Raw genomic sequence first — 19,363 nt, 5'->3', positions numbered from 1 at the left:
TGACGCGCTTCGCCGGGCGGCCGTCAGGGGCGGTCGTCCGGCTTGCCGGGCTTCTTCCGGTTGGTCCAGGCGGCGATGGCGGATGCCGCCGCACCGGCAGCACGGTCGATCGCCTCGGCGGAACGGCTGAGCATGTCCTGGGCCGCGTCCTGCCACGCCGCGTTCGGCGGGGCCTCGCCGGCCTGGACCCTCGCCGCGTGCTCGGCGGCCTCGAAGGCGCGCTCGAGCTCGGCGACCGCGTCTCGGTAGGCCGCGAAGTCGGCGGGTGTGGTCTTGCCGGAGACCGCGCGCCGCATCTCGGCCGCGTGTCCGGCTGCCCGCAGGTACGCCGCCGTGGCGGGGAGCTTGACATCGGTCATCGCGGGATAGGCGATCTGGAGCGCGGGGTCGGTCTCGTACCGCATCCACCGGACCGTCACGGCGTCGTGCGTGGCATGCAGCCGTTCCACGGGGCCGGGCTCGGAGGACCCCGGAATCGCCGCGCGTGCGGCGTTCAGACGCACCTGACGGGCACGCACGTCGGCCGAGGCCGCCTTGGCGTCGCGCTCCCGTTCCTTGAGCATGCGCCGCGCTCCGGCCACCTGTTCCGCTGTCGCGCGTTGCGCTGCGCGCTCCGCGGTCACGCGAGCCAGATCGGCACGGGCGATCTTCAGGGCGATGCGTCGCTCGGACGCGATCCGCTGCGCCGTCCTGAGGTCGTGGCGCGCCGCATCGACCTCGAGCCGACGCCCGCTCATCGTGCTGCTCCTGCGACGCAGACCGATCGCACCGGCCGTTCCCGCAGCGACGGCGGTCGGCGCGATCCACCACCACTCGGCGGCGAACAGCAAGGGGTCCATGATTCGATGCTACCCAGGCGCGGCGACGGACGGATCCCCCGTGCCGCGCTCCCGAAGCCGGTCCCCACCTCTGCGAGCACGGGGAGGTCCCGCGCCCGCAGAGCTGAGGTGATCGGCATCATCAGACCAGTGTCTCCTGCCAAGCCGCATGCAGCTGGGCGAACTTGCCGGTACCGCCGATGAGCGCGGCCGGAGTGTCGTCCTCGATGATCTGCCCGTGCTCCATCACCAGCACCCGGTCCGCGATCGCGACCGTCGACAAGCGGTGCGCGATGATGATCGCGGTGCGGTCCTTGAGCAGGGTCTGCAGCGCATCCTGGATCAACCGCTCCGACGGGATGTCGAGCGATGCCGTGGCCTCGTCGAGGATCAGCACCGCGGGGTCCGCGAGGAACGCCCTGGCGAACGAGATGAGCTGGCGCTGACCGGCCGAGACCCGTCCACCGCGCTTGTTCACGTCGGTGCCGTAGCCGTCGGGCAGCGACGAGATGAACTCGTCCGCTCCCACCGCACGCGCGGCGGCCCTGATCTCGTCGAGCGACGCATCCGGCTTGCCGAGGGCGATGTTGTCCGCGACGGTGCCACTGAACAGGTAGGCCTCCTGCGTGACCATGACGATCGCGCGGCGAAGGTCCTTCGGGTGCAGCGAGCGGAGGTCGACGTCGTCGAGAGTGACCCGCCCCTGGGAGGGGTCGTAGAACCGCGAGATGAGCTTGGCCAGCGTGGACTTGCCCGCACCGGTCGTGCCCACCAGGGCGATCGTCTCACCGGCGGGGATGTCGAGCGAGAAGTTCGGGAGGATCGTCTTCTCGCCGTTGTAGCCGAAGGTCACCTCGTCGAACCGGATGTGGCCGCGGGATTCCCACAGGTCGACCGGCTTCTCGGGATCCGGAACGGTCGGCACCTCTTCGAGCACGCCCGACACCTTCTCCAGCGCGGCCGTGGCCGACTGGTAGGAGTTCAGGAACATCGCGATCTCCTGCATCGGAGCGAAGAAGTTGCGCACGTAGAGGACCGCCGACAGCAGCACACCCACGGTGAGCGCGCCCTCGGACACGCGGATGCCGCCCCACAGCACGACGATGCCGAGCACCAGCGCGGCGACGCCCATGAGACCGGGCTCGAACGTGCCGAACAGCAGCATCGAGCGGCGGTTCACATCGCGGTACTCTCCCGCGATCTCCTGGAACGCCTTGTCGTTGCGGGGCTCCTTGCGGAACGCCTTGACGGCGCGGATTCCGGTCATCGTCTCGACGAACTGGACGATCACCTTCGCGCTGATCACACGCGACTCGCGATAGACCAGCTGCGAGCGCGAGTAGAACCACTTCATCAGGAAGAACAGCGGGACGCCGCCGATCGCGAGGATCAGGCCGGACTGCCAGTCCCAGAAGCACAGGGCGATGAAGGTGAAGAGTCCGAAGAGCACGCCCGAGACGAGCTCGTTCAGACCTCCGTCGAGGAGCTCCTTGATGGAATCGAGGTCACTCGTCTGGCGCGAGATGATGCGACCCGACGTGTACGACTCGTGGAACTCCAGGCTCAGGCGCTGGGTGTGCAGGAAGATCCGCTTGCGCAGATCGAGCAGCACGGCCTGCGTCAGCTTGGCGGCGATGATGACGTACCAGGCGATCATCACGGCGGCCAGGATGCCGGCGGCCAAGTAGATGCCGCCGATCATGAAGGTCGGCATCCAGTCGGCCTGGTCGATGGCTGCAGGCAGCGCACGGTCGAGGCCGATGCTGATCAGGATGGGACCGGCGACCTGCAGAGCGGTCGAGATGATCAGTACCGCGGCGGCCAGCACGATCTGCGGCTTCAGCGGGCGCACCAGCGATCCGAGCAGCCGGAGAGACCGACGACGGATCTCCCTGCTCTCCTCGCGGGTGTACTCGGAACGATCCTCGTCCTGGGTTCCGGTGATGGCGGAGCTCATCGCTGCACCTCCTTCTCGGTGATCGGGTCTTCGTCGGCGGCCTCGGCTCTGCGGCCCTCACGGACCTCGTCTTCGACCTCGAGCTGTTCGTCGCGGATGATCGGGATCGCCCCGGTCCGCGCCGCCTCCTCGGCCTCCAGGCTGGAGATCACGTGGCGGTAGTGCCGGCTCGTCTTCAGCAGCTCGGAGTGGGTGCCCACCGCGGTCACGCGGCCGGCTTCGAGCAGCGCGACGCGGTCGGCGAGCGCGACGGTCGAGGGACGGTGCGCCACGATCAGAGCCGTCGTCTCGGCGAGAACATGCCGCAGTGCCTCTTCGACGAGCGCCTCGGTGTCGACGTCGAGCGCCGAGAGCGGGTCGTCGAGCACGAGCACCTTCGGCGCCGCCGCCACCGCGCGGGCGAGGGCGAGCCGCTGACGCTGCCCACCGGAGAGGCTGAGCCCCTCCTCGCCGATCACGGTCTCGACGCCGTCGGGCAGCGAGTCCACGAACGACGCCTGCGCGACGTCGAGCGCTTCCCGGAGCACGCGCTCCCCCTCTTCGCTGTGCACGTCGAGGTCGGCACGGCCGAGCAACACGTTCTCGCGCACGGTCGCCGAGAACAGCGTCGCGTCTTCGAACGCCATCGCGATGTGCTGACGCAGTTCGGACAGCGGAAGATCGCGCACGTCGACGCCGTCGAGCGTGACCTTGCCGCCCGTCACGTCATACAGGCGGGTGGGCAGCGTCGTGAGCGTGGTCTTGCCGCTGCCGGTGAGACCGACCAGCGCCATGGTCTCGCCGGGGCGGAGGACCAGATCGATGCCGTCGAGCAGATCGCGCTCGTTCGCACCGGCGTCCTGATACCGGAAGTGGGCGTTCACGAACGCGAGCTCGCCGCGCGGGTTCTCGATGTGCACGGGGTTCTCCGGGTCCGTGATGGTGTTGGTCTCGGAGAAGATGTCGAACACGCGGTCCGTCGCCGTGCGGGCGTCGAGCATGAACGAGAACAGGAAGCCGATCGACTCGATCGGCCAGCGGAGCACCACGGCCATCGCGAAGAACGCGAACAGCTGCGCCTCGTCGATCTGCCCCTGCGAGATCAGCCAGATGCCCGACATCAGGCTGAGGCCGAACGCGATCTGCGGCATCATGTCGAGCCAGAACCAGATCGACGCGATCGCACCGGCCTTGCTCATCTCGGTCTCGCGCAGCGTCTCGGCCTGGCGGCTGAAGCGGCTGAGCGCGTGCTTGCCGCGGCCGAAAGCCTTGAGCACGCGGATGCCGTGCACGCTCTCCTCGACGCTGGTCGCGAGGTCGCCGGCCTGGTCCTGGCTGCGGCGGGTGAGCGCGCCGTAGCGCTTCTCGAAGAGGTAGCCGCGGATCCACAGCGGGATCGCCGTGACCAGGAAGATCGTGCCGAGCAGCCAGTGCCAGCGGAACAGCAGCACCGATCCGATGATGATGGTGAGCACGTTGACGACGAGCAGCACGAGCCCGAAGGCCAGCCAGCGGCGGATGAGGCCGATGTCCTGCATCATGCGGCTGAGCAGCTGACCGGAGCCCCACCTGTCGTGGAAGGACACCGGCAGCGTCTGCAGGCGCGAATACAGCTCGGTGCGCATCTTGTACTCGACCTCGGTCGAGGGGTTGAGCACGAACTGACGACGCAGCCAGACCATCAGCGCCTCGCCGAGGCCCAGCGCGAAGACGGCGAGGGCACCCCAGACGATCGCGGTGAAGTTACCGGAGCGGACCGGTCCGCTGATGATCTGCTCGAGGACGATCGGGATCATCAGGGCGATGATGGCCGCGATGAGCGCGCTGGCAGCACCGCCGGCGAGCCGCCAGATGACGGGCTTCACGAACGGCTTCAGCCGCCACAGTGCGGCCGGAGTGGAAAGGGTGGACGAAGGCGAGGGATTCTGCGCGGAAGGCGAGGAAGACATGTCTCTCAGACGAGTTTCGTATGGAATGCGGTTGCGGAAGGGGACGGATGCGAGAGCGGACTCACAGAGTCCGGCATCCGGTGCAGAAGGGGCGGAGTGGCTCTAGGAGAGCGGGCGCGCCGGGGTCGAGCCGAGAGCTGCGATCCGCGCGGTGGCGATCGTGGTCATGGTGTCCTCCTCAGGGCTCGGCTGTGTCGTCCGGTCGGCGCGACAGCCCACCAGCCTATTGCTGTGAACCAGCTGAACACAAGACGCATTCCCGATTTGTTCGGCGTCTTTCGCGGCAATCCGTGATCAGCCCGCCTTCCGGCACGCCGACGCCGCGCCGCCGGGGGTGGGCAGCGCGGCGAGGAGAGGGCGTTCAGGCGGCGATGCCCTCGCGCGCGAGCAGGCTCTCCTTCACGTCCAGCCCCCAGGCGAAGCCGCCGAGGCTGCCGTCGGTGCGCAGCACGCGGTGGCACGGCACGAACAGCGCCGGGGCGTTCCGCGCGCAGATCGAGGCAGCCGCGCGCACGGCGTTCGGGTTGCCGAGCCGCGCCGCGAAGCCGGTGTAGGTGAGCGGGGCGCCGGGTTCGATCGCCCGCAGCGCCGACCATCCGGCGAGCTGCAGCACGGTGCCCGACTGCTTCACCGTGACCGTGTCGATCGCGGACAGGTCGCCCGCGTAGAAGGCCAGTGCGGCGTCCCCAGCGTCTGTCTCCGCCTCGCGGAGCTCCTCGGGGCGGTTCGCCGGAGACAGTCGCTCAAGGATCGCCTCGACGTCGGAGGTCCACCCCGACGACAGCACCCGCTGGCGCTCGTCGGCGAGGATCGTGAAGGCCCCGTCCGGGGTCTCGATGGTCTGGATGAGAGCGGTCATGAGGTCTCCTTCGATGTCGTGTCAGCTGTGGTGGCAGCGCGGGCGGTGGATGCCGCGCGCCGGGGCCCTGCCGGTCGCACCGGGGCGGCGCGCCAGAGATGCGCGCTCAGGTAGCTGCGCCAGGGGGCGGTGCGTTCCGCCCAGGCGGTGAGCGGTCGCGCCTCTCCCGGGAGTCCGGAGGCCGCGGCTCCTGCCCGCAGCGCGACGTCGCCGGGGAGCAGGATGTCGGGGTCGCCGAGCACACGCATGCGCACGTAGTCGGCCGTCCAGGGGCCGATCCCCGGCATCGCGAGGAGAGCTTCGCGCTGCTCGATACCGTCGTCACCGACCGTGAGCGTCAACGAGCCGTCGGCGAGGGCCGCGGCGGCACCCGTGATCGCACGGATACGGGCGGCGGGTCCGCGGAGCACCTCGGCGCCGTGCTCGGCGATCGCGGGCATCGTGGGGAAGAGCAGCCCCTGCGCGGTGCGCTCCCCCAGCGCCTCGGTGAGCGCGATGAGGGCCGTGCGGGCGGCGACCACCGTGATCTGCTGCCCGACCATGGCGCGGATCAGCATCTCGTGCGGGTCGGCGGAGCCGGGAACCCGCATGCCGGGCGTGCGGGCGACGAGCGGGGCGAGCTCGGGGTGCGCGGAGAGCGCTTCGTCGATCGCCAGCGGATCGGCGTCGAGGTCGAAGATGCGGCGCACGGTAGCCACCAGCGGCGCCAGATCGCCGAGGCGCGCGACTCGAGCCCGCAGGTGCAGGCGTTCCGACGCATCCTGACTCACCTCGAACCAGGCGGGACCGCCGGCCATCCGCAGATGCCGGGAGAAAGACGACGCTGTGGTTTCTTCGACCCCGGGTACGGCGCGTGCCGCCATCCAGGTGAAGATGCCGCTCGCGTCGAGCGGACCGCGGTACGGCAGGACGAGGTCGATGGCGCCGGGAACCGCGGACGCCGGCAGACGTCGACGCGCCCTGAGCTCGCCGGGGGCGAGGCCGAAGACCTCGCGGATCGTGTCGTTGCACTGGCGGATGCTGGCGAAGCCGGCCGAGAACGCCACATCGGAGATCGGCATGTCGGTGCCGACGAGCAGCATCCGCGCCGTGTGCGCACGATGCGCCCTGGCGAGGGCGAGGGGCCCGGCACCGAGTTCGGTCGTCAGCAGACGGGTGAGGTGCCGGCTGGAATACCCGAGACGCGCGGCGAGCCCCGGCACCCCCTCGCGCTCGACGACGCCGTCGGAGATGAGGCGCATGGCCCTGGCCGCGACGTCGCCGCGGATGTCCCACGCCGGAGACCCGGGGGCCGCCTCGGGCAGGCAGCGCTTGCACGCGCGGTATCCGGCTTCGTGTGCGGCCGCGCTCGTCGGATAGAACGTCACGTTCTGCCGTTTGGGTGTGCGAGCAGGGCAGCTCGGACGGCAGTAGATCCCGGTCGAGCGCACGGCCGTCACGAACTGCCCGTCGAAGCGGGTGTCGCGCGCGCTGATGGCACGGTAGCGCTCGTCGAAGTCGATCACGGGGAAGCTCATGCCTCCACCCTGCCACGCACCACCGACCTCGACTGGCGGAAATCGGACATCGCTGTGCGCCTCAAGACCGAACCCCCGAGCTGACACGAAGCCCCGTCACAACGCCGAGACCCCGACCTGCACACGTGGGCAGGCCGGGGTCTCGGCGAGAAGCGGGGGCGTCGGCGCGGACGCCGGCCGCTCAGTGGAAGAAGTGACGCTCTCCGGTGAAGAACATCGTGACGCCGGCCTTGCGAGCCGCGTCCACGACCTCCTCGTCGCGCACCGATCCGCCGGGCTGCACGATCGCGGTGACACCGGCGTCGATCAGCACCTGGGCGCCGTCGGCGAACGGGAAGAAGGCATCCGACGAGGCGACCGAACCGGCCGCGCGGTCGCCGGCGCGCTCGACCGCGAGGCGGCACGAGTCGACGCGGTTGACCTGGCCCATGCCGACGCCGACCGTGGCGTTGTCCTTCGCGAGGACAATGGCGTTCGACTTGACGGCGCGGCAGGCCTTCCACGCGAAGATGAGGTTCTCCATCTCCTCGTCGCTCGGACGCTCGCCCGACACGAGCTCCCAGTTCTTGGCGACGGAGCCGATGTCGTCGGGGAAGCGGTCGGCGTCCTGCAGCAGCAGTCCACCCGAGACCAGGCGCACGTCCATGCGCTCCTGCTGCCAGTCCTGCGGGAGCTGCAGCAGTCGCAGGTTCTTCTTCGCCTTGAACACCTCGAGGGCGGCGGGCTCGAACGAGGGCGCGACGATGACCTCGGTGAAGATGTCCTTGAGGTTCTCGGCCATCTTCAGGGTGACCGTGCCGTTCGCGGCGATCACTCCCCCGTAGGCGGAGACCGGGTCGCACTCGTGCGCGCGCAGGTGGGCGCTGGCGATCGGGTCGAGGGCATTCGGGGCGGTCGTGGCGATGCCGCACGGGTTGGCGTGCTTGATGATCGCGACGGCCGGCTTGACCATGTCGTACGCGGCCCGCAGCGCGGCATCCGCGTCGACGTAGTTGTTGTAGGACATCTCCTTGCCCTGCAGCTGCGTGGCCTGGGCGATGCCGTGACCGCCGGCGCGCGTGTAGATCGCGCCGCGCTGGTGCGAGTTCTCGCCGTAGCGGAGGGTCGCGAGGCGCTCGGCCTGGATCGTCAGGTGTGCGGGCAGGTCGCCGGGCTCGGTGAGCGTGCCCTCGGCGAACCACTGCGCCACCGCGGTGTCGTAGGCGGCGGTGTGCGCGAATGCGCGGGCCGCGAGTTCGCGGCGCTGCGCGACGGAGGTGCCGCCGGCGGCCACGGCCTCGACGATCGCGGGGTAGGACTGCGGCGACACGACGATCGCGACGTTGGCGTGGTTCTTGGCCGCGGCGCGCACCATGGCGGGGCCGCCGATGTCGATCTGCTCGACCACGTCGTCGCCGACCGCGCCCGAGGCGACGGTCTCGACGAACGGGTACAGGTTCACCACGACGAGCTCGAACGGCGCGATATCGAGCTCCTCGAGCTGACGCTCGTGCTCCTCGAGGCGCAGGTCTGCCAGCAGACCTCCGTGCACCTTCGGGTGCAGGGTCTTCACCCGACCGTCGAGCATCTCGGCGACGCCGGTGACGGCGGCCACATCGGTCACGGTGAAGCCGGCGTCGCGGATCGTCGCGGCGGTCGACCCGGTCGAGACGATCTCCACGCCGGCATCGGCGAGGGCTGCGGCGAGCACCAACAGGTCGGTCTTGTCGCTCACGGAGACGAGCGCGCGCCGGATCGGCACGGTGTCGCGATCGCGGTAGAGCGTGGGGTCGTGGCGGGGGCCGGCCATGATGGCTCCTTCGTGCGGGGGCGTCGGGTGGGGGTCAGGAAGAAGGCGTGAGGGTGAGCTCGCCAGTGGCGATGCCGCGGACGACGTCGATGAGCAGTCGGCGTTCGACGGGCTTGATGCGCTCGTGCAGGCTATGCTCGGTGTCGCCGTCGAGGACGGGCACGCGCTCCTGGGCGAGGATCGGTCCGGAGTCGACGCCGTCGTCGACGACGATCACGCTGGCGCCGGTCTCGCTGACGCCCGCGGCGAGCGCATCGCGGACGCCGTGCGCTCCGGGGAACTCCGGCAGGTAGGCGGGGTGCGTGTTGATGAGGCGCGGGGAGTACTGCGCGACGAGCGACGGCGGCAGCAGACGCATGAGTCCGGAGAGGACGACGAGATCGGGGTTCCAGACGGCGAGCTGACGGCCGAGCTCTTCCCCCCAGGCCTCACGGCTCTCGTGCTCGTGCCACGGCACGGTGAAACTGGGGATGCCGAACTCCTCGGCGTGGGCCAGCCCGTCGGCTTCGCGGTCGGCACCCACGACGATCACCCTGGCGGGAAAATCGGGATGACGAGCGGCCTCGAGGAGGGCGCGAAGGTTCGAGCCGGTGCCCGAGATGAGAACGGCGACCGTGAGCACGCGCCCAGTCTACCGGGGTGTGCATACTGCTCCCGCCCGGTGTCCGGGGCCGACCGGACCCCGCCGTCAGTCGCGCGGTTCCGCCGGATCACGCGGCGGTGCGAGGAACCCGCGCACGTCATCGAGCGGTGCCGTGTCGTCGGCGGCCGACACGTCTGCGAAGGGCACAGCGGACGCCGCGCCGGCGACGACGACAGCATTCGGGTCGAGCTCGGTCATCTCGGCGATCCACCGGTCCGTGCGCTCCTCGGCGAGCTCATCACGGTTCCGCGGAGACAGCAGCAGGATGGCCGCACCGACCAGCACCTCCGCACCGAGCGCGAGGGCGAACGGATAGGCAGCCGGTCCGACGACAGCCAGCCGCCCCGGACCCATCGAGCCGTTCGCGAGGGCGGCTGCGAGCCCGCCGACCCCGGCACTCAGGGCCGCGATGCCGACGGCGATCACCGCACGCTGCAGCATACCGAGGGGTGTGCCCTCCCACACGAGGCGCGAGCGGACCGCCCAGCCGGCGAACGCACCGGCGGCGATGGGGATGAGCACGACGATCAGCATCCAGATCGAGCTGTTCTCCGGCAGCAGCCCGAACACGGGGATGCCGGGGACGACGCCGAGCTGCGTACCCGCGGGCGACACCGCCGTTCCGGCGCCGACGGCGAAGCCGGGACCGGCGAGCCACGCCGCCGTCCACACGAGCATGGTCGGCAGGTAGGCGAGCTGGGCGAGGGTCATCACCGTCGCGCCGAGCGCGTCGACCCTGGCGGCCTGGAACAGGGCCACGACCTCTCCCCCGCGGAGCAGCGTGGCGACGGCCAGTGCGAGGGCGGACGCGCCGACCACTCCGACGAGGGCGAAGGCGGCGCCGCGCACGATCGCCGCCGGAACGGGCGCCCAGTCCTCGCGGGCGTCGAACCAGTCGTGCAGTCGGTCGAGGATGCCGCCGTCGCCCTCCTCCCACGCGATGCGCACCGCGCCGCAGAGCACACCGACGAGGTAGACCGCGGCGGGGAGGATGATCGCCGGCGCGAACGGCGTCTGCGCCGCGTCCAGTCGTGCCGTCAGCGCGACGCCGGCGGCGATGAGGGTGAACACGGCGGCTCCGGTGAGCGAGCCGAGCAGCCAGGCTCCGGCCTTCGCCGCTCTGCTGCCCGAACGCGCCGCGAAGAGCAGCGTGAACACCAGGAAGGCGAGCGGTGTGATCGACACGACGAAGTTCGCCGCCGCCGGTGGGATCGCGAGCGCGACGAGGAGCGCGTCCGGGATCGTGACCGTCAGCGGAACGCCGTGACCGAACTCCCAGAGCGTCCCGGTGAGCGGCCAGAGGGCTCCCCAGTCGGCCGTGATCCCGAAGGCGACGGTCCAGAGCAGCGTCAACGGCGCCAGGAGCACGACGAGGCCGACCGCCGCGGCGATGGCGGCGTCGAAGGCGGCGAGGAGCGCGACGAGGAGGCGTTGCATAGCGTTTCGAGACTACGACGAGTTGCCGACGAAGCCCTGGGGGCGCGCGTGAGGTCGGCGACACGATAGCGTTTCTCCGGAGGTTTCCCGATGACAACTGCCCCGCCCGCCCCGGCATCCACCGAGCCCAAGAACTCCCTGGACCGCTTCTTCGAAATCAGCAAGCGCGGATCCACGATCGGCACCGAGATCCGAGGGGGTCTGGTGACGTTCGTCACGATGGCCTACATCGTGATCCTGAACCCGATCATCCTCTCCGGCAAGCCCGACGTCGCCGGGAACATGCTCGAGTTCAACGCCGTGGGAGCCGCCACCGCGCTGACCGCCGGTGTGATGACGATCCTGTTCGGACTCGTCACCCGCTTGCCGTTCGGTTTCGCCGCCGGCCTCGGCATCAACGCCTTCGTCGCGTTCTCGGTCGTCGGCCAGGTGACCTGGCCCGAGGCCATGGCACTGGTGATGATCAACGGTGTGGTCATCGTGCTGCTCGCCGCCACCGGACTTCGGAAGGCGATCTTCGACGCCGTGCCGTTCCAGCTGAAGATCGCGATCACGGTCGGCATCGGCCTGTTCATCGCCTTCATCGGCTTCGTCAACTCGGGCTTCGTCACCGCGACCGGCGCCTCCTCGCCGCCGGTGGGCCTCGGCGTCAACGGCTCGGTCGCGACAGTGCCGACGCTGCTCTTCGTGATCACGCTCCTGCTCACCGGCATCCTCGTCGCCCTCAAGATCAAGGGCGGCATGCTGATCGGCCTCATCGGCGGCACCGTGCTCGCGGTCATCGTCGAGGCCATCTGGCACATCGGAGCCCGTGGCTTCGACGACGAGGGCAACGTGGTCAACCCCGGCGGATGGGGACTCACCGTCCCGGCGCTGAACGGCTCCCCCGTGGGCGTCCCCGACCTCAGCCTGATCGGCGCGGTCGACTTCAGCTTCGACCTGAGCAAGGTCAGCCTCGTGGCGATCGTGATGATCGTCTTCACGCTGCTGTTCACGAACTTCTTCGACGCCATGGGCACCATGACCGGTCTCGCGAAGGAGGCCAACCTGGCCGACGACAACGGCGACTTCCCGCGCATCAAGTCGGCACTGGTCGTCGAGGGTGTCGGTGCGATCGCCGGTGGGGCGACCTCGTCGTCGTCGAGCACGGTCTTCATCGAGTCGGGTGCGGGCATCGGCGAGGGCGCGCGCACAGGACTCGCGAACGTCGTGACCGGCGTCGTGTTCCTGATCGCGATGTTCCTGACCCCGCTCACCTCGATCGTCCCGACCGAGATCGCCGCGGCCGCGCTGATCATCGTCGGAGCCATGATGATGGCGCAGATCCGCTACATCGACTTCAGCGACTTCCGCGTACTGCTCCCGGTGTTCCTCACCGTCTCGGTCATGCCGCTGACCTACTCGATCGCGAACGGCATCGGCGCGGGCTTCGTGAGCTGGGTGCTCATCCACGCCTTCTCCGGCAAGGCCAAGACCATCAGCCCGCTGCTGTGGGTCGTCGGGGCCGGCTTCCTGATCTTCTTCGCGCGAGGGCCTATCGAGGCGCTCTTCGGCGTCGGGATCTGACCCGAAGCGTCACAAGAGGGGCGGATGCTGCGGCATCCGCCCCTCTTTGGTGTTCAGCCCCCGTAGGCGGCGGCGAACTCCGCGGACGGCTCGATCGGCTCGATCACGTCGATCAGCACACCACCGGGAGCCTCGACGATGAAGTGCCGCTGCCCGAAGGCCTCGTCCCGCAGGGGCAGCCGCTCCGGCAGCCCGCGCTCCCCGACCAGCCGCGCGTATTCGGCTGCGGCATCGGGGACCTCGACGTTGAGCAGCAGTCCGCGCACCGGCTCGCGGAAGCCTTCCGGGATGGTCTCGTGTGTCCGGTCCAGAAGCGCGAGCTCTCCGCCGGCGAAGCGCAGGCTCACGTACCAGTCGGCCTCGAACGTCGTCTCGAAGCCGAGTTCCTCGCGGTAGAACTGCGTGGCAGTGGCGACGTCGTCGACCATCAGCACCGGATAGAAGCTCGTGATCTCCATCATCTCTCCCTTTACGTACAGTGTGTTTGTATCTTTCCGCTAGAATACATACACGCCGCACGTAAAGGAACCCCATGCCCCGAGCATCCGCCGCCGACGCCGCTGAGACCGCACGCCGGATCCTCGATGCCGCGACCGCGCACTTCGCCGAACAGGGATACGCCACCGCGTCCGTCGACGAGATCGCCCAGGCGGCCGGAGTCACCCGCGGCGCCGTGTACCACCACTACTCGTCGAAGCCGCTGCTCTTCGCGGCGGTCGCTGCGGCACAGCAGGAAGTCGTCGCGGGGGCGATCGTGCAGGCCACTGCCGCGGGCGTTCCGGACGCCGCACTCCGCGACGGCAGCCACGCGTTCCTCGACGCCATCACCCGAGGAGCGGCTTCGCGCATCCTCCTCGTCGACGGCCCGGCCGTGCTCGGCTGGCAGGAATGGCGAAAGCTGGATGCCGATGGGCCCGAACGGGAACTGCGCCTGGGACTACGCGAAGCCGGGGCCGCCCCCGCCCTCCTCGACGCCCTGACCGCGGCGCTGTCCGGAGCGATGAACGAGCTCGCGCTCTGGCTCGCCGCGCACCCGGACGATACCGACGCGCGGACGCAGGCCCACACGGCGCTCGACGACATTCTGGACGCGGTGACCCCGCGCACCTGACTCGACGGTCCACCAACCGAGGGGATGAAAGAAGGCCCCGGAGTGGAGTCCGGGGCCTTCAGATCAAGCGTAACTCAGATCAGAGCGACTCGATGATCGCGCGCATCAGGTCTGCCGTCTCGGACGGCGTCTTGCCGACCTTGACGCCGGCGGCCTCGAGGGCCTCCTTCTTCGCCTGAGCGGTACCGGCCGAGCCGGAGACGATCGCACCGGCGTGACCCATGGTCTTGCCCTCGGGAGCCGTGAAGCCCGCGACGTAGCCGACGACCGGCTTGGTGACGTGCGCCTTGATGTAGTCGGCCGCACGCTCCTCGGCGTCGCCGCCGATCTCACCGATCATGACGATGGCCTTGGTCTCAGGGTCGGCCTCGAACGCGGCGAGCGCGTCGATGTGCGTGGTGCCGATGACCGGGTCGCCGCCGATGCCGATGGCGGTCGAGAAGCCCAGGTCGCGCAGCTCGAACATCATCTGGTAGGTCAGGGTGCCCGACTTCGACACGAGGCCGATCGGCCCCTTGCCCGTGATGTTCGCCGGCGTGATGCCGACGAGCGCCTCGCCCGGCGTGATGATGCCGGGGCAGTTCGGGCCGATGATGCGGGTCTTGTTGCCCTTGCTCTGCGCGTAGGCCCAGGCCTCGGCCGAGTCGCCGACGGGGACGCCCTCGGTGATGACGACGAGCAGCGGGATCTCGGCGTCGATGGCCTCGATCATCGCGTCCTTCGTGAAGGCGCCGGGGACGAAGGCGATCGACACGTCGGCGCCGGTCTCCTTCATGGCCTCGGCGACCGAGGCGAAGACGGGCAGCTCGACGGCGTTGCCGTCCTTGTCGGTGTGGGCGACCGTGGTGCCGGCCTTGCGGGCGTTCACGCCACCGACGACCTGGGTGCCGGCCTTGAGCATCAGCGCGGTGTGCTTGGTGCCCTCGCCGCCGGTGATGCCCTGGACGATGACCTTGGAGTCCTTGTTGAGGTAGATCGACATTCTTCTAGTCCTTCAGTCTCAGGCGTTGGCGAGCTCGGCGGCCTTGTCGGCGCCCTCGTCCATCGTGGCGGCCAGGGTCACGAGCGGGTGCGCGTACTCGGCGAGGATCGCGCGACCCTCGTCGACGCGGTTGCCGTCGAGGCGCACGACGAGCGGCTTGGAGGCCGTGGCGCCCAGCGTCTCGAGTGCACCCTTGATGCCGTTGGCGACGGCGTCGCACGCCGTGATGCCACCGAACACGTTGACGAACACGCTCTTGACCTGCGGGTCGCCGAGGATGACGTCGAGGCCCGCGGCCATGACCTCGGCCGAGGCGCCGCCGCCGATGTCGAGGAAGTTGGCCGGCTTCACGCCGTTGTGGTTCTCGCCCGCGTAGGCGACCACATCGAGCGTGGACATGACGAGCCCTGCGCCGTTGCCGATGATGCCGACCTCGCCGTCGAGCTTCACGTAGTTGAGGCCCGACTGCTTGGCCTTGGCCTCGAGCGGGTCTGCGGCGTCCTTGTCCTCGAGCGCCTCGTGCTCCGGGTGACGGATCTCGGAGGCGTTGTCGTCGAGCGTGACCTTGCCGTCGAGCGCGATGATGTCGCCCTCTTCGGTGCGCACCAGCGGGTTGACCTCGACCAGCGTCGCGTCTTCGCCCTTGTAGACGTCGAAGAGCTTGACGAACACGTCGGAGACCTTCTCGACGAGGTCTTCGGGGAAGTTCGCCGCGCGAGCGATCTCGACGGCCTTCTCCTTGTCGATGCCCGTGAGCGGGTTGACCTCGACGCGCGCGAGCGCCTCGGGACGCTCCACCGCGAGCTCCTCGATCTCCATGCCGCCCTCGACCGAGCAGAGGCTCAGGTAGGAGCGGTTGGCGCGGTCGAGCAGCACGGAGAAGTAGAACTCCTCGGCGATGCGCGCGCCCTGCGCGACCATGACGCGCTTGACGACGTGGCCCTTGATGTCGAGGCCGAGAATGGCCTTCGCTGCCTCGTACGCCTCATCGGGCGTCTTGGCGACCTTGACGCCGCCCGCCTTGCCACGGCCGCCGGTCTTGACCTGAGCCTTGACGACGACCACTCCACCGATCTTCTCGGCGGCCGCCCTCACCTCTTCAGGGGTGTCCGCGACGATGCCGGCGAGGACCGGCACTCCGTACTTTTCGAAAACGTCTCGTGCCTGGTACTCGTACAGATCCACTGTGGTTCCTTCACTGGGCTGCTGTCTGGTAATTCTCTCGATGTCGAGACATCGACCAGTCCCCCAGCCTACTACCTCGGCCTGGACGCTCCTGCGGCCGCGGCATCGCCGGGTCAGCGCAGTGCCGGTACACCGAAGCGCCGCGACGGCAGCGCGACCAGACGGAGCTGGCGCGCGATCACGATCGGGACGCACACCGCCGCTGTGCCGGCCGCCACGATCACGGGGCGGACGGCGACGACCGGCAGCGAGCCCCACAAGGCGATGAGGATGGAGACGACCATCAGGGCGACCAGCACCACCTCTGTCAGGATGAGCTGCCTGCGCACGGACGCCCTGTCCTCGGCGAGCGTGGTCGTCCGCCCTCGCACCGCGATGTGCTCGGTCCAGCGCGAGCCGTCCCACCAGCGCAGGGTGCCGCGTCGCCGGGTCTCGAACCATCCGGCCGCAATTCCGCGCTCACTCACGCTCTCAGTATGACGGCCTCGCCTCGGCGTCTCCGCCCGCCGAGGTCTAGGCTTTCGCCATGCACGAATCCGCAGAACTGCGCACCGGCGTCGTGGCCGCAGCGCTCGAGCTCTTCAGCGCCCAGGGGTTCGACCAGACCTCGGTGGAACAGATCGCCAAGGCCGCCGGTGTCTCGCGCTCGACGTTCTTCCGCCAGTTCGGCGGCAAGGAGGACGTGGTGTTCGCCGACCACGAGGTGCTGCTCGAGCAGCTCAGGGAGTTCCTCGCCGAGGGGCACGACGATCCGTGGGGCGCGGTGTGCGCAGCATCCGAGTCGGTCTTCGCGCACTTCGCGCACGACCCCGAGCTCGCCCGCCGTCGCTACCAGATCGTCCGCGAGGTGCCCGTGCTGCGCGAACGCGAGATCATCACGGTCTTCCGATACGAGAGGTTGTTCGACGAGTACCTGCGCGGTGCGCTTCCCGGCGTCGACCCGCTGGACGCCGTGGGCTTCGCCGCCCTCGTGACCGCCGTGCACAACCACGTGCTGCGCCAGCTGCTGCGGGGGCGCAAGAAAGTGCCGCTGTCTACCCTGCAGACGGCACTGGCCGATGTGCGCCGCCGCTACGGTGTGGCGGGCGAAGCCGCCACCGCCCCGGACGACATGGTCGTCGCGGTGTTCCCACGTTCGATGCCGATCGCCGAGGTGTCCCGCCGCCTGCAGTCGGAGCTCGACTAGCCGCGTCAGGGTCGTGGAACCGAGTATCGAGGAGTACGATACTCAGGTCCACGAAGGAGCCCCATGAGCACTGCAGCCACCCCGTTCCCCGGCGAACGGGTCTCGTCGTACGACATCACCGCGCGTCAGGACAGCGACTACTACGCCGCTTTCACCGACATCCCCGCAGCCGATCGCGAGGCGTGGGACCGGGCGAAGTCCTACGTCGACGAGGTCGCCCCGCAGATGGCGGATGCCTGGGACCGTGCGGAGTACCCGCTGGAGGCGGCCCGTCGGATGGGCGAGATGGACCTCGTCGTCGACGGCGTCCAGCACCCTTCGCTCACGAGCCTGTCACCGCTGGCCGCCGGGCTCGTCAACATGGAGATCTCCCGCGGCGACGGTTCGCTGGGCACGATCCTCGCCGTGCAGGGCGGACTCGCCCTGCGCACCCTCGCCCTGTTCGGCTCCCCGGAACAGCAGGAGAGGTGGCTGACCGCTCTCGCCGACGGCTCGGTCCTCGGATCCTTCGCGCTGACCGAGCCCGACCACGGCTCGGACTCCGTCTCCCTCGAGACCGTCGCCCGCCGCGACGGCGACTCGTGGGTCATCCGCGGCGCGAAGAAATGGATCGGCAACGGCGCGTCCGGCGGCATCACTTTCGTCTGGGCCCGCGTCGACGACGAGGGCGCCGACGAGCACGGCGCGGTCCGCTGCTTCCTCGTCGAACAGGGGACGCCGGGGTACACCGGGAGCGTGATCCGCGGCAAGGCCTCGCTGCGGGCTATCCACCAGGCCCACATCGTCCTCGACGACGTGCGGGTGCCGCTCGACGCCGTGCTGCCGGGGACGAAGAGCTTCAAGGACGCCTCGACCGTGCTGTACGCGACCCGCTCCGGCGTCGCCTGGTCGGCGCTCGGACACGCGACCGCCTGCTACGAGGCCGCGCTCGCCTACGCGACACAGCGCGTGCAGTTCGGCAAGCCGCTCGCGAAGTTCCAGATGGTGCAGGAGCGCCTCACCCACATGCTCGAAGATCTCACCGCCATGCAGCTGTATTGCCGGCGGATGGCCGATCTCGAGACCGCGGGCGAGCTGCGGCCGACCCAGGCGTCGCTCGCGAAGTTCCACAACACACGCGCCGCGCGACGCATCGCCTCCACCGCCCGCGACCTGCTCGGCGGCAACGGCATCCTGCTCGAGAACGGCGTCATCCAGCACATGGCCGACATCGAGGCCATCCACACCTACGAGGGCACGGAGAGCGTCCAGGCGCTGCTGCTCGGGCGTGACATCACCGGGATGAGCGCGTTCGCCTGAGACCTCGGTCGGCGAGCGTTCTCGTCAGACCGGACGCACGAGGCACACGAGCCGCTCCCGGTCGTCCCAGGAGGGCACGCGCTCGAAGCCCCGCGATTCGTAGAGACGCAGAGCTCCCTGTCGCCAGTCCCAGACGGACAGTCGAACTTCAGTCGCACCTGACGCGGCCGCCGCGTGCACGGCGCCGTCGAGCAACGCCGACCCCACACCGCGGCCGCGGGCGGCAGGAACCGCCCAGAGACGTTTGATCTCCGCGATCCCCTCTCGTTCCGAGAGCACGACCACACCGACGACGCGTTCCTCAAGCTGCGCGAGCAGAACCCGATGCCCGGCATACGCGGCGGCCGGGGTCTCCACCTCGCGGCGATAGCGTTCCGGGAGCGGGGCCGCAGGATCCGGAACGGTCCGTTCCTGCTGGTGCTTCTCGAGCTCGGTCTGCAGCAGATAGGCCCGCACCGCGGAACCGACCTCGATCGCATCGGGGCCGGTCAGATCGGCTACGCGGATCACCGGTCGCTCGAGCGGACGGTGCGCGTCGACGCTCACCGTCAGTCGCAGCCGCAGCCGCCGGACGGGGTCTTCACCATGAAGCACACGTCGCACACGCCGTAGTCCCGCTCCTCCACCGGCTTGGGTGCCTTCTCGGCACGCGGAGCGGAGACACGAGGAGTCGTGGTGCGCTTGGCAGCGCGCGGCGGGGTCAGCGGGATGAACTCGCTCGGGTGGCTGACGTAGAAGTAGGGCGCGCGACCCTCGCTCGGCTGCAGACGAAGCGGAGTGGACCCGACGACGAGCCGTTCGTCCTCGGTGAAACCGTTCGTGTAGGTGCGTCCGATGTGCAGCGCGGCGCCCTCACCGCGACGGATGGCCTCGATGTAGCGACCACGGTCGATGAACGAGCTGATTCCGATCGTCTGGGTGATCTCCGCGATGAACGCGTGGTTCGACGGGTCGATGCGGTGCGCGCGCAGCGCTTCCTGGAGCGAACGGTATGGACGGGAGGTGCCTGCGGGGGTCGGCCCTTGTACTTCTTTCATTTGTTCCAGGATCGCACGCCGCAACCCCCTCTTTCGACCACGCTGCCCG

General features: G+C 69.5%; 18 protein-coding genes. 4 read left to right on the top strand and 14 right to left on the bottom strand.

Annotated features, from left to right (window positions below; translation table 11 throughout):
- Window positions 1-23 precede the first annotated feature (23 nt).
- The 8 genes from ACCO44_RS05270 to ACCO44_RS05235 form a co-directional block, all read right to left on the bottom strand.
- Entirely contained in the window at window positions 24-839 is an 816-nt protein-coding gene (locus ACCO44_RS05270; protein WP_372468756.1) for a hypothetical protein, read from the bottom strand.
- A 121-nt stretch (window positions 840-960) separates the two neighbouring features.
- Window positions 961-2,775: an ABC transporter ATP-binding protein gene (locus ACCO44_RS05265; RefSeq protein WP_029262304.1), complete on the bottom strand. Its 1,815-nt coding sequence runs from the start codon at window positions 2,773-2,775 to the stop codon at window positions 961-963.
- On the bottom strand, window positions 2,772-4,703 hold the full coding sequence (locus tag ACCO44_RS05260) for an ABC transporter ATP-binding protein (protein ID WP_372468754.1): 1,932 nt from the start codon (window positions 4,701-4,703) through the stop codon (window positions 2,772-2,774). The genes ACCO44_RS05265 and ACCO44_RS05260 overlap by 4 nt, the downstream gene beginning before the upstream one ends.
- Before the next feature lie 361 nt (window positions 4,704-5,064).
- The gene (locus ACCO44_RS05255) at window positions 5,065-5,562 is read right to left on the bottom strand and encodes a methylated-DNA--[protein]-cysteine S-methyltransferase (RefSeq protein WP_372468752.1); all 498 of its coding nucleotides are present in this window, start codon (window positions 5,560-5,562) and stop codon (window positions 5,065-5,067) included.
- Window positions 5,559-7,079: a DNA-3-methyladenine glycosylase 2 family protein gene (locus ACCO44_RS05250; protein ID WP_036303540.1), complete on the bottom strand. Its 1,521-nt coding sequence runs from the start codon at window positions 7,077-7,079 to the stop codon at window positions 5,559-5,561. The genes ACCO44_RS05255 and ACCO44_RS05250 overlap by 4 nt, the downstream gene beginning before the upstream one ends.
- A 181-nt stretch (window positions 7,080-7,260) precedes the next feature.
- Window positions 7,261-8,868 carry a bifunctional phosphoribosylaminoimidazolecarboxamide formyltransferase/IMP cyclohydrolase gene (gene purH / locus ACCO44_RS05245; RefSeq protein ID WP_029262300.1) on the bottom strand — a complete coding sequence of 536 codons (1,608 nt, stop codon included), beginning with the start codon at window positions 8,866-8,868 and terminating at the stop codon, window positions 7,261-7,263.
- A 34-nt stretch (window positions 8,869-8,902) separates the two neighbouring features.
- On the bottom strand, window positions 8,903-9,490 hold the full coding sequence (gene purN, locus ACCO44_RS05240) for a phosphoribosylglycinamide formyltransferase (protein WP_029262299.1): 588 nt from the start codon (window positions 9,488-9,490) through the stop codon (window positions 8,903-8,905).
- A 66-nt stretch (window positions 9,491-9,556) separates the two neighbouring features.
- On the bottom strand, window positions 9,557-10,948 hold the full coding sequence (locus tag ACCO44_RS05235) for a DUF6350 family protein (protein ID WP_372468749.1): 1,392 nt from the start codon (window positions 10,946-10,948) through the stop codon (window positions 9,557-9,559).
- Between the two features lie 90 nt (window positions 10,949-11,038).
- On the opposite strand from ACCO44_RS05235, the gene ACCO44_RS05230 reads away from it, so the two are divergent.
- Entirely contained in the window at window positions 11,039-12,514 is a 1,476-nt protein-coding gene (locus tag ACCO44_RS05230) for an NCS2 family permease (protein ID WP_372468747.1), read from the top strand.
- A 53-nt stretch (window positions 12,515-12,567) separates the two neighbouring features.
- Here ACCO44_RS05230 and ACCO44_RS05225 read toward each other — a convergent pair whose 3' ends face one another.
- The gene (locus ACCO44_RS05225) at window positions 12,568-12,972 is read right to left on the bottom strand and encodes a VOC family protein (protein WP_372468745.1); all 405 of its coding nucleotides are present in this window, start codon (window positions 12,970-12,972) and stop codon (window positions 12,568-12,570) included.
- A 74-nt stretch (window positions 12,973-13,046) separates the two neighbouring features.
- On the opposite strand from ACCO44_RS05225, the gene ACCO44_RS05220 reads away from it, so the two are divergent.
- Window positions 13,047-13,625, top strand: a complete 579-nt coding sequence (locus ACCO44_RS05220; RefSeq protein WP_372468744.1) for a TetR/AcrR family transcriptional regulator — start codon at window positions 13,047-13,049, stop codon at window positions 13,623-13,625.
- Between the two features lie 79 nt (window positions 13,626-13,704).
- Here ACCO44_RS05220 and sucD read toward each other — a convergent pair whose 3' ends face one another.
- The 3 genes from sucD to ACCO44_RS05205 form a co-directional block, all read right to left on the bottom strand.
- Window positions 13,705-14,607: a succinate--CoA ligase subunit alpha gene (sucD, locus tag ACCO44_RS05215; RefSeq protein ID WP_029262294.1), complete on the bottom strand. Its 903-nt coding sequence runs from the start codon at window positions 14,605-14,607 to the stop codon at window positions 13,705-13,707.
- 18 nt (window positions 14,608-14,625) lie between these two features.
- Window positions 14,626-15,792, bottom strand: a complete 1,167-nt coding sequence (gene sucC, locus ACCO44_RS05210; RefSeq protein ID WP_029262293.1) for an ADP-forming succinate--CoA ligase subunit beta — start codon at window positions 15,790-15,792, stop codon at window positions 14,626-14,628.
- 113 nt (window positions 15,793-15,905) lie between these two features.
- Entirely contained in the window at window positions 15,906-16,259 is a 354-nt protein-coding gene (locus ACCO44_RS05205; RefSeq protein WP_105711583.1) for a DUF2510 domain-containing protein, read from the bottom strand.
- Between the two features lie 59 nt (window positions 16,260-16,318).
- On the opposite strand from ACCO44_RS05205, the gene ACCO44_RS05200 reads away from it, so the two are divergent.
- Window positions 16,319-16,978, top strand: coding sequence for a TetR/AcrR family transcriptional regulator (locus ACCO44_RS05200; RefSeq protein ID WP_029262291.1), 660 nt, complete (start codon window positions 16,319-16,321; stop codon window positions 16,976-16,978).
- 63 nt (window positions 16,979-17,041) lie between these two features.
- Complete coding sequence (locus ACCO44_RS05195) at window positions 17,042-18,277, top strand: acyl-CoA dehydrogenase family protein (protein ID WP_372468742.1); 1,236 nt, start codon at window positions 17,042-17,044, stop codon at window positions 18,275-18,277.
- A gap of 24 nt (window positions 18,278-18,301) precedes the next feature.
- On the opposite strand, the gene ACCO44_RS05190 is transcribed toward ACCO44_RS05195, so the two are convergent.
- The gene (locus ACCO44_RS05190) at window positions 18,302-18,823 is read right to left on the bottom strand and encodes a GNAT family N-acetyltransferase (RefSeq protein WP_372468740.1); all 522 of its coding nucleotides are present in this window, start codon (window positions 18,821-18,823) and stop codon (window positions 18,302-18,304) included.
- Between the two features lie 2 nt (window positions 18,824-18,825).
- On the bottom strand, window positions 18,826-19,314 hold the full coding sequence (locus ACCO44_RS05185) for a hypothetical protein (protein WP_105711586.1): 489 nt from the start codon (window positions 19,312-19,314) through the stop codon (window positions 18,826-18,828).
- Window positions 19,315-19,363 lie beyond the last annotated feature (49 nt).

This window comes from Microbacterium maritypicum, assembly GCF_041529975.1.
GTDB lineage: Bacteria > Actinomycetota > Actinomycetes > Actinomycetales > Microbacteriaceae > Microbacterium.
This window is presented reverse-complemented; position numbering and strand designations above follow the sequence as displayed.